This window comes from Shigella sp. FC1544 (assembly GCF_001722145.1).
Lineage (GTDB): Bacteria > Pseudomonadota > Gammaproteobacteria > Enterobacterales > Enterobacteriaceae > Escherichia > Escherichia coli.
In genome coordinates, this window is sequence record NZ_MECT01000588.1 from 1 (window position 1) to 14,534 (window position 14,534).

The window sequence follows — 14,534 nt, forward strand, 5'->3', positions numbered from 1 at the left end:
CAGCGCTGGCTGTTTTACGCGTATGACAGGCTCCGGAAGACGGTTGTTGCGCACGTATTCGGTGAACGCACTATGGCGACGCTGGGGCGTCTTATGAGCTTGCTGTCACCCTTTGACGTGGTGATATGGATGACGGATGGCTGGCCACTGTATGAATCCCGCCTGAAGGGAAAGCTGCACGTAATCAGCAAGCGATATACGCAGCGAATTGAGCGGCATAACCTGAATCTGAGGCAGCACCTGGCACGGCTGGGACGGAAGTCGCTGTCGTTCTCAAAATCGGTGGAGCTGCATGACAAAGTCATCGGGCATTATCTGAACATAAAACACTATCAATAAGTTGGAGTCATTACCTTCCGGGAATGAAGAAGATGCCTTACTGGTGAATAAAGCTCTGGAGCTCGCCAGACATAATGACGCTCACCTGACGTTAATTCATATTGATGATGGCTTAAGCGAGTTGTATCCGGGTATCTACTTCCCTGCAACAGAAGATATTCTTCAATTGTTGAAGAATAAGTCGGATAACAAGCTGTATAAACTGACGAAAAATATTCAATGGCCGAAGACAAAACTGCGTATTGAACGCGGAGAAATGCCGGAAACACTGCTGGAAATTATGCAAAAAGAGCAGTGCGACCTCCTTGTCTGTGGTCATCATCACTCATTTATCAACCGTTTGATGCCGGCATATCGCGGGATGATCAATAAGATGAGTGCGGATTTGCTCATCGTGCCGTTTATCGATAAGTAACCGCTTACCAGTAATGCTCCGCTGTCATATGGCCCGGTCGGCGACGTAAATGTTTCGTCATCTGCCGGGTCTCTTTCAGCAACTGTTGTGTATCGTGCACCATCTGTGGATTGCCGCACAGCATCACATGGCTGGTTTCTTTATTCATCGGCAGGCCAATCGCGCTTTCCAGTTCCCCACTTTCAATTAATGCCGGTATCCGTCCGGTGAGCGACCCCGCTGCCGTTTCCCGACTGACCACCGTCTGAATGCGCAGTTTGCCTTCGTAGCGTTTTTCCAGTTCTTGCATCAGTGGCAAATAGCTTAAGTCGGCGGCATAACGTGCGGCGTGAACCAGGACCAGATTTTTGAAGCGATCTAAATCTTTGCCTAGTTGCAGAATCGATAAATAAGGGCCAATCGCTGTACCGGTTGCCAGCATCCATAGCGTTTCGCAATCTGGTACTTCATCCAGAACAAAGAAGCCAGCTGCTTCGCTAACCACCTGCACTTCATCGCCTGGTTTCAGTGCCGCCAATCGTGGGCTTAATTTGCCATCGGGGACGGTGACCAGGTAAAACTCCAGATCGGGATTATCGGGCGAGTTAACATAGGAGTAGGCGCGCTGGACGCGTTCGCCGTCGATTTCAAGGCCAAGCTTGGTGAATTGCCCGGCGGTAAACGGAAGCACGGGGGCGTGAACGGTGAGACTAAACAGGGCGTCGGTCCAGTTCTGCACTTTAGTGACTTTGCCTGTTACCCAATCAGCCATGTTTTTCTCCTGTTTTGATTGACTTGCCTTATCTTCGTTCTCCGAACAAAAAAATTCCAGTCCCGAAGGACTGGAAGGCTCAATCGATCAAATCAATCAGAGGATGTGCACCTGCATTTCCGGGTCTTTGCGATCCAGATAGTGGATGGACTGAATGCGGCGAATGGTGCGTGACTTGCCGCGGATCAGCAGCGTTTCGGTAGTCGCGATATTGCCTTTGCGGCTAATGCCTTCCAGCAGATCGCCTTTGGTAATACCGGTGGCAGAGAAGATGACGTTATCGCTGCGCGCCATATCGCCCAGGCGCAATACTTTACCGGCTTCGATGCCCATCGCTTTGCAGCGTGCCAGCTCCTGCTTGCCAATGCGACGATTCTCTTCGTTGTCGCCTTTGACGTCATGACGCGCCAGCAGACGACCGTTCATGTCGCCATCTAATGCGCGGATCACCGCCGCAGAAACTACGCCTTCCGGCGCGCCACCAATACCGTACAGCACGTCAACTTCGCTGTCTGGCATACAGGTGAGAATTGAGGCCGCAACGTCGCCATCCGGAATAGCAAATACGCGTACGCCGAGTTGCTGCATTTCAGCGATAACGGCATCGTGGCGTGGTTTAGCTAGAATCGTTACCGTCAGTTCGCTCAACGGTTTGCCGAGCGCCGCCGCTACATTGCGCAGGTTATCCGCCAGCGGCAGGTTCAGATCAATGGTGCCTTTGGCTCCCGGCCCGACAATCAGCTTCTCCATATACATATCCGGCGCATTGAGGAAGCAGCCTTTATCGCCTACTGCCAGCACCGCCAGCGCGTTAGCCTGGCCCATCGCCGTCATGCGCGTGCCTTCAATCGGATCAACAGCAATATCTACCGCGTCGCCGCGACCAGTACCGACTTTTTCACCAATGTAGAGCATCGGTGCTTCGTCGATTTCACCTTCACCAATGACGATGGTGCCGTCAATGTTGACCTGGTTGAGCATAATACGCATGGCGTTTACCGCCGCGCCGTCCGCGGTGTTTTTATCGCCGCGTCCTAACCATTTGTAGCCAGCCAGCGCCGCAGATTCGGTGACGCGGGAAAATTCGATGGCAAGTTCTCGTCTCATAGCAAACTCTAAGCAGTAAGGAATGGCGCGAAGTGTAGCACAGGGGAAGGGTGGGATTATTGATGTGTGCGGGGTTGCCCCCGCACGTTTCAGGACTACCGGATGCGGCATAAACGCTTCATCCGGCATTTACATTACTCGTCGTGTTCTTCCCACGCCATCGCGCGTTTGACCGCTTTTTTCCAGCCTGCGTAACGGTAATTACGCTCAGTGGTTTCGATGCCTGGACGGAACTCGCGCTCAATCACCGCTTTCTCTTGCAGCTCGTCGAGGTTCTGCCAGAAGCCAACCGCCAGGCCTGCGAGATAGGCCGCACCCAATGCGGTGACTTCGCGCACTTCCGGGCGCTCAACGCGGGTGCCGAGAATATCGGACTGGAACTGCATCAGGAAATTGTTTGCTACTGCGCCACCATCCACGCGCAGGGCGTGCAGACGGATACCAGAGTCGGCCTGCATCGCTTCCAGCACGTCACGCGTCTGATAAGCAATAGACTCCAGCGTCGCGCGTATAATGTGGTTAGCGTTCACCCCACGAGTCAGACCGAAAATCGCCCCGCGCGCATACGGGTCCCAGTACGGCGCACCCAGCCCGGTAAATGCCGGAACCACATACACACCATTGGTGTTTTGCACTTTGGTGGCGAAATATTCGGAATCGTAGGCGTCGTTAATCAACTTCATCTCATCGCGCAGCCACTGAATGGATGCGCCTGCCATAAACACCGCACCTTCCAACGCATAGTTCACTTCGCCAGTCGGGCCGCAGGCGATGGTGGTCAGCAGGCCGTTTTCTGATTTCACCGCTTTCTCGCCAGTGTTCATCAGCATAAAGCAGCCAGTGCCATAGGTGTTCTTCGCCATCCCTTCTTTCACGCACAACTGACCAAACAGCGCGGCCTGCTGGTCACCGGCGATCCCGGAGATTGGAATACGCGTGCCGCCTTTGCCGCCAATGTTAGTCTGACCGTATGCTTCGGAAGAACGACGCACTTCTGGCAGCATCTCGCGCGGAATATCCAGCACTTCCAGCATTTTGTCGTCCCAGTCCAGGGTATGGATGTTGAACAACATGGTACGAGAGGCGTTGGTGTAATCGGTCACATGGACACGGCCCTGAGTCATTTTCCAGATAAGCCACGTATCAACCGTACCAAACAGCAATTCACCACGACGTGCACGCTCGCGAGAGCCTTCCACATGGTCGAGGATCCACTTCACTTTGGTGCCAGAAAAGTACGGGTCAATCACCAGACCGGTATTGCTGCGGATATAATCTTCTAAACCGTCACGTTTTAAATGCTCGCAGATTTCTGCGGTACGACGGCACTGCCAGACAATGGCGTTATAGATAGGCTTGCCGGTTTCTTTTTCCCAGACAATAGTGGTTTCACGCTGGTTCGTAATACCGATAGCTGCAATTTGATCGGAACTGATATCGGCTTTCGCCAGCACTTCTACCAGCGTGGAGCTTTGGGTGGCCCAGATTTCCATTGGGTCGTGTTCTACCCAACCTGGTTTTGGGTAGATTTGCTCAAATTCGCGCTGCGACACGCTAATGATATTGGCATCGTGATCCATTACGACCGCGCGGGAGCTGGTGGTGCCCTGGTCGAGCGCAACGATATATTTTTTTTCAGCCATGTTTAATTGTCCCGTAGTCATATTACAGCGAAGCTTTTTGTTCTGAAGGAGTTGTGGTTTCCTTTTCTTCCACAACACAGATATCGCAAGGCAAATGGCGACCAATCAGTTTGCGGTAGGCAAATGCACCTACAATCGCGCCAACGATAGGGCCAAAAAGCGGCACCAGGAAGTAAGGAATGTCTCTGCCGCCGGTAAAGGCGACATTGCCCCAGCCCGCCAGCCAGGCAAAGACTTTCGGACCGAAGTCACGCGCTGGGTTCATGGCAAAACCCGTCAATGGGCCCATAGATGCGCCAATGACCGCAATCAGTAGACCAATCAGCAAGGGAGCCAAAGGGCCGCGTGGTACACCGTTGCCATCGTCCGTTAACGCCAGGATCAGCCCCATCAGAATAGCGGTAATCACCATCTCAACTGCGAAAGCCTGCACAAAATTGATATGAGGATTAGGGTAAGTAGAGAAAGTGCCTGCCAGATCAACACTTTCAACGCTGCCGCGAACAATGTGATGAGTCTGCTCGAAGTCGAAAAATAAATTGTAGTAAAGCCCGTAAACTAAAGCCGCAGCACAGAAAGCGCCGGCAACTTGTGAAACGATAAAAGGAATAACTTTGCGCTTGTCGAAACAGGCAAACAGCCACAATGCAATGGTAACAGCGGGATTAAGATGCGCGCCGGAAACCCCTGCGGTCAGGTAGATAGCCATTGCCACCCCCAGTCCCCAAATGACACTGATTTCCCACTGACCAAAAGACGCACCAGCGACTTTTAGTGCTGCAACGCAACCCACACCGAAAAAAATCAACAACCCGGTACCGAGGAATTCAGCAATGCACTGGCCTTTCAAGGTTGATGTTTGACTCATAATCGGATCCTGAAGAGTTAATGTTTGTTGTATGCGTGAAAGTCACGGACCTCCACGATGCTTGTAGGCATGCTGTAAACTTATCGTTAACGAGCAAAAACGAGAAATATCGAACTTAAAATGTGTGTGCTTCGTCATAAAATGAGCGTTATCGCGCCATTTATTCCATCTGATTGTACATGATGCATGTTTGTTAGATCATTCGCGCAACAAATTTATTAACATTTTCGATTGATGTGGATTATGTCACTAGGAGAAGGATGAAAAGTGTGGCAAACCGTAATCTGCAAGGCGTGCCGCTGGACAGCGATGGCGCGGCTTCATACAATCGGAGCTAACTAAAGTGCGCTCGTATTTATTAAGGCGTCACCGGTAATCGGGACGAGGATTTTTTATCCATCAACGCCTTGCAATTCAGGAGAGGTATGACAATGTCATTAGAAGTGTTTGAGAAACTGGAAGCAAAAGTACAGCAGGCGATTGATACCATCACTCTGTTGCAGATGGAAATCGAAGAGCTGAAAGAAAAAAACAACTCACTGTCGCAGGAAGTTCAAAATGCCCAGCATCAGCGCGAAGAGCTGGAGCGTGAGAACAACCATCTGAAAGAACAGCAGAACGGCTGGCAGGAACGTCTGCAGGCCCTGCTGGGTCGCATGGAAGAGGTCTGATTACGCTTCATCTTTCGCGTAATTTCTTTACTGTGTAGGCCAACAGGTAACGCAGAAAAAAGGCACCTTGCGGTGCCTTTCTTATCATTCAATATCCAGCGGATCTTCTGAAAGAATAATCCCGGTATTGTCGGCATAAAGATGGTCGCCGGAGAAGAAGGTTACACCGCCAAAATTGACGCGGACATCGCTTTCGCCAATGCCTTCGCCAGCGGCACCAACCGGAATTGCCGCCATCGCCTGGATGCCGATATCCAACTCTTCCAGGTCATCTACCTGACGCACCGCGCCGTAAATAACCAGACCTTCCCATTCATTTTGTACTGCCAGACGCGCCAGTTCAGCATCGACCAGTGCGCGACGAACAGAACCACCGCCATCGACGACAAGAACACGACCACGGCCATTCTGTTCGAGCAGATCGTACAGCAACCCGTTGTCCTCGAAACATTTTACCGTGATTATTTGTCCGCCAAACGACGCCCGTCCGCCAAAGTTGGAGAACAGCGGTTCCACGACGTTAACATCTTCTTGATAGATGTCACAAAGCTCGGAAGTATCGTATTTCATAGGCTTAACATTCAGTTGCTGCGAGAATTTTCAGTATATCGCGCTATGTGGGCTGTTGGCAAAATCATCAATTGTTAATTGATATTTGTCAGTTATGCTGCCCACTGGCTTAGGAATATCCCTAAAATAAACAGCAGGTTAGTCAGTAACGCCCCCTTGACAGTGCGTTCCAGCATCGGTCGCATCGCCACCGGGTCCATTTCCCGCATCACATAACGGGCTTGCTTCACCAGCAACGGTGCCGCCAGCAGGAACAGCCAGCCCCACAGGCTATGCAGCGAAAAGAGATTAAACAGCGCCAGACATACCAGAGAGCCCATCAGCAGGCAGGCATGATAACGACGCGCGTTCACTTCACCTAAGCGCACCACCAGCGTGTTTTTGCCGTTTTCGCGGTCGCTATTGATATCACGCAGGTTATTAATGTTCAGTACTGCCGTTGCCAGCAGGCCGCATGCGGTCGCCGGAAGGATCAGTGCCGGAATCAATGTATGAGCCTGTAAATACCAGCTCCCCATGACGCTTAACCAGCCAAAGAAAACCAGTACGGAAATATCCCCCAGACCGATATAACCATAAGGACGATTGCCCACGGTGTAGGTGATAGCGGCAATGATCGACAACCCGCCAAGAATCAGGAAACCGACAAAATCAGCCAGCGTATGGCACGCCACTGCAACCAGTGCCAGCCCGGAGAGACAGATGAGCACGACGGTAATAATGAGCGCCCGTTTCATCTCTTGCTGGGTAATGACCCCTTTTTGCATGCCGCGTAGCGGCCCAATGCGGTCAGGTTTATCGCTGCCTTTTACCGCATCGCCGTAATCATTGGCGAGGTTAGAAAGGATCTGTAATAGCCCGGCGGTAATCAGTGCCAGCAGGGCGACCAGCGGATCAAAATGACCTTGCCACCATGCCAGCGCCGTCCCGACGATAATTGCAGCAAAGGCGAGGGGGAGGGTTTTAGGTCGTAAACTTTCCAGCCACGCCTGAGTTCGGCTAATTTGTTGTTCAGTCATAATACGCGCCAATAAAAATGGGGCCTTTCAGCCCCATCAAACAATGATGAAAATGATTGAACGCGATTATAGGATAAAACGGCTCAGATCTTCATCTGCCACCAACGCATCCAGATGTTTGCTCACATAATCTGCGTCAATAGTGATATTTTGACCGCTTAAATCGCTGGCGTCGTAGGAAATCTCTTCCATTAAACGCTCCAGAACAGTGTGTAAACGACGAGCACCGATGTTTTCGGTAGATTCGTTCACCTGCCATGCCGCTTCCGCGATGCGTTTAATACCGGAGTCGGTAAACTCGATATTTACGCCTTCAGTCGCCATCAGTGCTTTGTACTGCACGGTGATAGAGGCATTCGGCTCGGTCAGAATACGCTCGAAGTCGCTGGTGGTCAGTGCCTGCAGTTCAACGCGGATTGGCAGACGACCTTGCAGTTCCGGGATTAGGTCAGACGGTTTCGCAATCTGGAACGCGCCAGAAGCGATAAACAGAATGTGGTCAGTTTTGACCATCCCGTGTTTGGTGGAAACGGTGCAACCTTCTACCAGCGGCAGCAGGTCACGCTGAACGCCTTCACGAGAAACATCCGGACCGGAAGACTCGCCGCGCTTACAGATTTTGTCGATTTCGTCGATAAACACGATCCCGTGCTGCTCAACAGCGTCGATAGCGTCTTGCTTCAGCTCTTCCGGGTTCACCAGTTTCGCCGCTTCTTCTTCAATCAGCAGCTTCATGGCGTCTTTGATTTTCAGCTTACGCGCTTTTTGCTTCTGGCCGCCCAGGTTCTGGAACATGGACTGCAGCTGGCTGGTCATCTCTTCCATGCCTGGAGGAGCCATAATTTCAACGCCCATCGGTGCTGCGGCAAGATCGATCTCGATTTCTTTGTCATCAAGCTGGCCTTCACGCAGTTTTTTGCGGAATGCCTGACGAGCAGCGGACGGTTCCTGCTGCTGTTCGGTCTGTCCCCAGTTGTTTTTAGCAGGTGGGATCAGCACGTCGAGAATACGTTCTTCTGCCAGTTCTTCAGCGCGATAACGGTTTTTCTCGATAGCCTGGACGCGTACCATTTTCACGGCGGCATCGGTCAGATCGCGAATAATAGAATCCACTTCCTTACCGACATAGCCCACTTCGGTGAATTTGGTCGCTTCAACTTTGATGAACGGCGCATTCGCCAGCTTAGCCAGACGACGGGCGATTTCAGTTTTACCGACACCGGTCGGGCCGATCATCAGGATATTTTTCGGGGTCACTTCATGGCGCAGCTCTTCGTTGAGCTGCATGCGACGCCAGCGGTTACGCAGAGCAATCGCCACAGAACGCTTGGCGTTGTCCTGGCCGATGATGTGCTTATCCAGTTCGCTGACGATTTCGCGTGGGGTCATTTCAGACATGGGAGATCCTTACGCTTTGTAGCTTAATTCTTCGATGGTGTGGAAATGGTTGGTATAGATGCAAATGTCGCCTGCAATATCCAACGCCTTTTCAGCAATTTCACGGGCGCTAAGTTCAGTGTTTTCTAACAGCGCGCGCGCCGCAGCCTGGGCGTAAGGGCCGCCGGAGCCGATAGCAATAAGATCGTTTTCTGGCTGCACCACGTCACCGTTACCGGTGATGATAAGCGATGCAGTTTCATCCGCGACTGCCAGCAGTGCTTCAAGTTTGCGCAGCATGCGATCGGTACGCCAGTCTTTTGCCAGCTCAACGGCGGCTTTAACCAGATGGCCCTGATGCATTTCCAGTTTACGTTCAAACAGTTCGAACAGCGTAAAAGCATCCGCAGTACCGCCCGCAAAGCCCGCGATGACTTTGTCGTTGTACAGACGGCGGACCTTTTTCACGTTGCCTTTCATTACGGTATTGCCCAACGTGGCCTGACCATCACCAGCGATGACCACATGGCCGTTACGGCGTACGCTTACTATAGTTGTCACGAGCTGACCCCTTGGTTACGAATACAGAGTACAAACCCCGTACAAAAGTACGGGGCATAATGCAATTATAGATGGGGGGGATTTTGAGGGTTTCAACCCCCGGCGGCGAGCCGAATGCAGTTTGTATGACCCGCCATCTTCAACCGATTGAGGGTGCTGTCTGCGTTCTCTTTGCCTTTCACCGGGCCAATGACCACACGATTCCAGCCATTGTTGGTGGTGATTTTCGAGTCAAATCCTTCGAACGCCAGCTGAGCACGTACCGTCTCTGCCTGTTCCGCGCCTCTGAACGAACCGCACTGCACCATCCAGCGGCGTTCGTCTTTTTTCTCCGCCGTCGGTTTTGGCGCGTCAGCGGCACGAGCAACCGGCGCAGCTTGCTGCGGCTTCGACTGCGCGGTCGTGTGCGCAGGGGTTTGCAGCAGATCCTGGTACGGCTGCTGAGTAGAAGCTGGTTTAGACTGGCGCGGTTGCGCCTGTACCGGCGCGGCTTGCGACGTACGCGTCTGCTGCTGCCAGCTTTGTTCAGTCGTACGCGACTGCTGAGCCAGGCGTTGCTGCTCCGCTAATTGCAGCGCCTGACGCTGGCGTTGTAGCGTTTGCTGACGCTGTTCCGGCGTCTGTTCATTCCACGGAACCTCAACCAGCTGCGTTGGCTGCTGGCGCATATCAGCCTGCATTTGTTCAAGAAGCTGACGTTGTTCTGGTGTCAGTTGCTCCGGCGTTTTCACTTCACCACCGGCAGAAGGTTCTGTGGGCGCACGCACACCCGGCTGGCGACTTTCCAGCTCTTTAATGTAGCGCCAGCGTTCTTCTGGTTTTGGTGGTAGTCCGTTTCCGGTCACTTTCTGGCTTTGCAGCGTCTCGGACTCTTCTTTCTTGTGATGCGTAATGAAGTACAGACCACCGATAAAGGTCACAAGAACGGCGGCAGCAATAGCGACCATAGCGGGAGAAACCGCAGGCAGATTTCGTTGCTTTTTCCGTGAGGTGCTCTTTTTTCGCCGCGAAGGTGCCGGTTGGCTGCGGCGTACATAATCTCGTTGTGCCACTATCGTTTCGCTGTATTTATTCGTTCGTCAGCCCGCCATGTTACTTAAGCGGCGGGCCTTTGACCAGTCACGGCAGTCTTAAAGGTTTACTTTAAGGTAACGCGCGTGTTGATCCCCGGATGATAAGTTCGCAGTCCATTAAACGAGAGCCACTGCCAACGTGTTGCCCCTGCATTTGATCAAGCAATAACAGCATAGCTTCCCGACCGATTTCGTAACGCGGCTGCGCGATGGTTGTCAGCGGCGGATCACAAAATTGCGTCAGGTCGATGTTATCAAAACCGATTATGGAAAGGTCTTCCGGGACTTTCAGCCCCTGGCGTTTTGCCTGAGAAAGTGCGCCGAGCGCCATCACATCGCTATGGCAGAAGACTGCAGTAGGCGGTTGTGGAAGATCAAGCAGCTGTTGCATTGCTTTGCTTCCGGCTTCGAAGGTGAAGTCGCCACGGGCGATGTATTGTGGATCAACCATAATTCCGCAGCGACGCAGCGCCTGAACATAGCCTTGCAGGCGGTAGTGACACAGTGGCATCTCTTCGGGACCGGCTATACAGCCAATCCGTTTATGCCCTTGCTCATATAAATAATTTACTGCATCAAATGCGGCGGTCAGATTGTCGATATGAACGGTAGGCAGCTCCAGTTCCGGTGCAAATTCGTTCGCCATCACCATCGGCGGCAGATTACGCTGTTCCTCAATGCTGGCATCAAACGGCAGCCTTGAACCCAGCAGCAACATGCCATCAATTTGCTTGGTGATGATCAAATCGATAAAGGTTTTTTCCTGCTGATTTTGATGCGCACAGTCGCCAATCAGCACCAGATATCCGTGATTTGCCGCCGTAACTTCGATACCGCGAATAATTTCGCTAAAGAAGGGATCGCAGATATCCGGGACAATCACCAGAATGGTGCGGGATTCATTACGCTTGACGTTGCGCCCCATAGGCTGCGGTAAATAACCCACTTCCCGGGCCGCTTTTTCAACCCGATTACGGGTGGCCTGGGAGACTTTATCGGGATTCATTAATGCTCGGGAGACAGTCGCTGTAGAGACTTTTGCCTTGAGGGCAACGTCTTTCATGGTCGCGGCAGTTTCCTGCTTCTTCGCTTTCACACTCACTCCTCGCCTGGTACGTCAGGCGTACTACATCCATGTTTACTTCACATCGGCAACATTTTTAGCAGATAGCGCGTGAAAACGGTTACAGAATTTTCATGAAAAGTGTGATGAATATTGAATTTTTCGATCCGCCTCGCAACGTTTGCGCATTAGCCTTCGATGGGATCGACATCCAACACCCATTTCACCTTGCGGGAATCCGGTATTGTATTAATAAGCGCCAGCGTACCACTAATGATGTGTTGCAAGCGCACGCGGGAAGGGTGCTGCAACAAGATCTGCCAGCGCCAGCGGCCACCACGCTTAGGTGCCAGAGCCGGAACCGGGCCGAGAATCCACAGTTTGTCGTCTGCCAGCGGGCTGGAAAGGATCAGATTACGCAGTTGTTGCAGGAACAGCGGCGCGTGCTGATTGTTATGATCTTCCGCACGCACAATCACATGGCTGGTCCACGGCGGCAGCTGCATCATGCGTCGCTCAGCCAGCGCCTGTTCGGCAAAGGCGTCGTAGCCTTTATAGAGCAACGTTTGCAACAGAGGATGTTCCGGATGGTGCGTTTGCAGCACCACTTCGCCCTGTTTACCCGCACGCCCGGCACGACCGGCGACCTGGGTGTAAAGCTGGGCGAAACGTTCTGCCGAGCGAAAATCGGCAGAAAACAGCGCGCCGTCCACATCCAGTAACGCCACCAGCGTCACATCCGGAAAGTGGTGACCTTTCGCCAGCATTTGTGTGCCGATCAAAATCCTCGCGCCGCCGCGATGCACTTCCGCCAGTTGCTGTTCCAGCGCCCCTTTGAGGCTGGTGGTATCGCGGTCGATACGTGAAATGGGCACGCCGGGGAACATCGGCGCAAGCGTCTGTTCAAGCTGTTCGGTGCCCAGCCCCACGGGGACCAGGTGCGTGGAACCGCAGGAAGGGCACTGGCGCGGCACCGGACGCTGACTGTCACAGTGGTGACAGCGCAAATGCTGTTGCGCCTGATGCAGCGTGTAGTAGTGATCGCAACGTGGGCATTCGGCTATCCAGCCGCAGTCGTGGCACAGCAGCGCAGGCGCAAAACCCCGACGATTAAGAAAGAGGATAACCTGATTGTTGGCCTGTAAATGCTGGCGCATACGGGTGATTAACGCCGGAGCCAGACCTGCTTGCACCTTCTGACCTTTTAAATCCAGCACATGTTGAATTGCCGGACGCGCATTCCCTGCCCGACGGGTCAGGCGCAGCAGGCGGTATTTTTTCTGCTGGACGTTGCATAACGTTTCCAGCGCGGGCGTTGCGGAGCCAAGAATAATCGGGATTTGCTCGCTGTGCGCACGATACACCGCCAGGTCGCGGGCATGATAGCGCCAGCCTTCCTGCTGCTTGTAGGAGCTGTCGTGCTCTTCATCAATGACAATCACGCCGAGATTTTTAAACGGCGTAAACAGCGCGGAGCGGGTGCCGATCACAATCGCCGCCTCGCCATTTTTCGCTTTCAACCACGCCGAAAGCCGCTCGCTGTCGTTCAGGCCGGAATGCAGAACTTCCACGGGGGCATTAAAACGTTCACGAAAACGGGCGATAGTTTGCGGTGTCAGGCCGATTTCCGGCACCATCACCAGCGCCTGTTTGCCCTGAGCGAGCACGTTTTCCAGTACACTGAGATAAACCTCCGTTTTACCGGAACCGGTACGCCCGCCAGCAGCCAGGCAGAAAAAGTATCTGCCGCGCTATGAATTGCGCCAACGGCGGTGGCCTGTTCGGTATTCAATCGCAACCGCTCACCAGAAACGGCATAGTTCGTTCGCCAGTCGCTAAACTCTGGTGTTTCACTTGCTAAATCACACAGACCTTTTTTGCGTAGCGCCTGCAACGCGGCATCATTAAATTCGAGCGTGGCGACCTGGTCGCGCCAGATTTTGCCTTGCCGTAACGCCGCCAGCGCCTGTTGTTGCTTGGGGGAGCGTTTCAGGCTGTTCAGATCCACCGCCTGGCCTTGTTCAGTGGCAAACCAGTACCACATCGGCGCGTTCGCCGCAGGCCGCCCCTGGCGCAGTAAAATCGGCAAGGCATGAAACAGCACATCGCCAATCGGATGATGATAGTAATCTGCCGCCCAGAGCAGTAACCGCCAGACGGAGTGAGTAAATACCGGCTCAACGTCCAGCACTTCCACTACCGCTTTCAGCTCGTTAAGCGGCAGCTCACTGACATCGCTAACTGACACCACAACCCCGATGCGCTCCTGCTGTTTGCCAAACGGCACGCGCACGCGACACCCGGCTTTAACCGTCATGCCTTCTGGCAGCAGATAGTCAAAGGTACGAGGAAGCGGAACGGGCAAGGCAACGTGGGCAACGGGCATAGCATCATCCTGACTTGAAATTCGGTGGGTTAGTATACACATTGCCGTAGAAGAGTGCGGATCAGTTTGCATACGCTGGTTAATTTCTGTATGATTTCGCGCCTTCGTACGAAATGATCGTATTGAAGCTATACTTTTAACATCGCGTGGTGTCTGGCGTTAGGGCTGGAAGAGCGACGCGGCCTTAAACCGAGGTTTTCCCATGAAAAAAGATATTCACCCGAAATACGAAGAAATTACTGCTAGCTGCTCTTGCGGTAACGTAATGAAAATCCGCTCCACTGTTGGTCATGACCTGAACCTCGACGTGTGCAGCAAGTGCCACCCGTTCTTTACTGGCAAACAGCGTGATGTTGCTACCGGTGGCCGTGTTGACCGCTTCAACAAGCGTTTCAACATCCCGGGCAGCAAATAAGACCGGATTTCCGAAAAAAGCGCCGCACGGCGCTTTTTTTGTGCCTGAATTTTGCCTTTTATAAATTCTGAAAAATTCCGGGGTGTTAACTCATTATCATTTCCTGTTGTTGACTGGCGCTAGGCTTCTGGTTCTTATTTATTTCAAAAGGATTTTACGATGAGCGGAAAACCGGCGGCGCGTCAGGGCGACATGACGCAGTATGGCGGTAGCATTGTTCAGGGTTCAGCCGGGGTGCGCATTGGTGCCCCCACCGGCGTGGCCTGTTCGGTGTGC

General features: G+C 52.9%; 14 protein-coding genes and 2 pseudogenes. 5 read left to right on the top strand and 11 right to left on the bottom strand.

Annotation, left to right across the window (positions count from 1 at the left end):
- Together BGK49_RS24115 and uspD are read left to right on the top strand one after the other, a co-directional pair.
- Window positions 1-339: pseudogene (locus BGK49_RS24115) on the top strand (IS1-like element IS1B family transposase); the annotation flags it as partial.
- On the top strand, window positions 332-754 hold the full coding sequence (gene uspD / locus BGK49_RS24120; protein ID WP_073817014.1) for a universal stress protein UspD: 423 nt from the start codon (window positions 332-334) through the stop codon (window positions 752-754). The pseudogene BGK49_RS24115 and the gene uspD, both read left to right, overlap by 8 nt.
- Window positions 755-758: 4 nt before the next feature.
- Here uspD and fpr read toward each other — a convergent pair whose 3' ends face one another.
- From fpr to glpF, 4 genes are all read right to left on the bottom strand, one after another.
- Entirely contained in the window at window positions 759-1,505 is a 747-nt protein-coding gene (gene fpr / locus BGK49_RS24125; protein WP_000796319.1) for a ferredoxin--NADP(+) reductase, read from the bottom strand.
- A 96-nt stretch (window positions 1,506-1,601) separates the two neighbouring features.
- Window positions 1,602-2,612, bottom strand: coding sequence for a class II fructose-bisphosphatase (gene glpX, locus BGK49_RS24130; protein ID WP_005044643.1), 1,011 nt, complete (start codon window positions 2,610-2,612; stop codon window positions 1,602-1,604).
- A gap of 134 nt (window positions 2,613-2,746) precedes the next feature.
- The gene (gene glpK, locus BGK49_RS24135) at window positions 2,747-4,255 is read right to left on the bottom strand and encodes a glycerol kinase GlpK (RefSeq protein WP_069375840.1); all 1,509 of its coding nucleotides are present in this window, start codon (window positions 4,253-4,255) and stop codon (window positions 2,747-2,749) included.
- Between the two features lie 22 nt (window positions 4,256-4,277).
- A complete protein-coding gene (gene glpF / locus BGK49_RS24140; RefSeq protein ID WP_000084268.1) occupies window positions 4,278-5,123 on the bottom strand; it encodes a glycerol uptake facilitator protein GlpF in 846 nt (281 codons plus the stop codon).
- Between the two features lie 425 nt (window positions 5,124-5,548).
- On the opposite strand from glpF, the gene zapB reads away from it, so the two are divergent.
- Window positions 5,549-5,794, top strand: a complete 246-nt coding sequence (gene zapB / locus BGK49_RS24145) for a septal ring assembly protein ZapB (RefSeq protein ID WP_001296623.1) — start codon at window positions 5,549-5,551, stop codon at window positions 5,792-5,794.
- A gap of 84 nt (window positions 5,795-5,878) precedes the next feature.
- Here the strand turns inward: zapB and rraA are convergent, their stop codons facing one another.
- The 7 genes and pseudogenes from rraA to priA form a co-directional block, all read right to left on the bottom strand.
- Window positions 5,879-6,364 (bottom strand): ribonuclease E activity regulator RraA, encoded by a 486-nt coding sequence (gene rraA / locus BGK49_RS24150; protein ID WP_000872908.1) that lies wholly within the window; start codon window positions 6,362-6,364, stop codon window positions 5,879-5,881.
- A gap of 92 nt (window positions 6,365-6,456) precedes the next feature.
- A complete protein-coding gene (gene menA, locus BGK49_RS24155; RefSeq protein ID WP_001307494.1) occupies window positions 6,457-7,383 on the bottom strand; it encodes a 1,4-dihydroxy-2-naphthoate polyprenyltransferase in 927 nt (308 codons plus the stop codon).
- Between the two features lie 66 nt (window positions 7,384-7,449).
- On the bottom strand, window positions 7,450-8,781 hold the full coding sequence (hslU, locus tag BGK49_RS24160) for an HslU--HslV peptidase ATPase subunit (RefSeq protein ID WP_001293341.1): 1,332 nt from the start codon (window positions 8,779-8,781) through the stop codon (window positions 7,450-7,452).
- Between the two features lie 9 nt (window positions 8,782-8,790).
- Entirely contained in the window at window positions 8,791-9,321 is a 531-nt protein-coding gene (hslV, locus tag BGK49_RS24165; protein WP_000208242.1) for an ATP-dependent protease subunit HslV, read from the bottom strand.
- A gap of 92 nt (window positions 9,322-9,413) precedes the next feature.
- Window positions 9,414-10,373, bottom strand: coding sequence for a cell division protein FtsN (gene ftsN, locus BGK49_RS24170; protein ID WP_000068824.1), 960 nt, complete (start codon window positions 10,371-10,373; stop codon window positions 9,414-9,416).
- A gap of 91 nt (window positions 10,374-10,464) precedes the next feature.
- Window positions 10,465-11,490: a DNA-binding transcriptional regulator CytR gene (gene cytR / locus BGK49_RS24175; protein ID WP_000644904.1), complete on the bottom strand. Its 1,026-nt coding sequence runs from the start codon at window positions 11,488-11,490 to the stop codon at window positions 10,465-10,467.
- Window positions 11,491-11,645: 155 nt separating this feature from the next.
- Window positions 11,646-13,843: pseudogene (gene priA / locus BGK49_RS24180) on the bottom strand (primosomal protein N').
- Window positions 13,844-14,045: 202 nt separating this feature from the next.
- Between priA and rpmE the strand changes: the two are divergent.
- Together rpmE and BGK49_RS31820 are read left to right on the top strand one after the other, a co-directional pair.
- Complete coding sequence (rpmE, locus tag BGK49_RS24185; RefSeq protein WP_000710769.1) at window positions 14,046-14,258, top strand: 50S ribosomal protein L31; 213 nt, start codon at window positions 14,046-14,048, stop codon at window positions 14,256-14,258.
- Window positions 14,259-14,417: 159 nt separating this feature from the next.
- Window positions 14,418-14,534, top strand: a 117-nt coding sequence (locus BGK49_RS31820) for a hypothetical protein (protein ID WP_001740275.1), incomplete at its 3' end; no start/stop codon positions are given.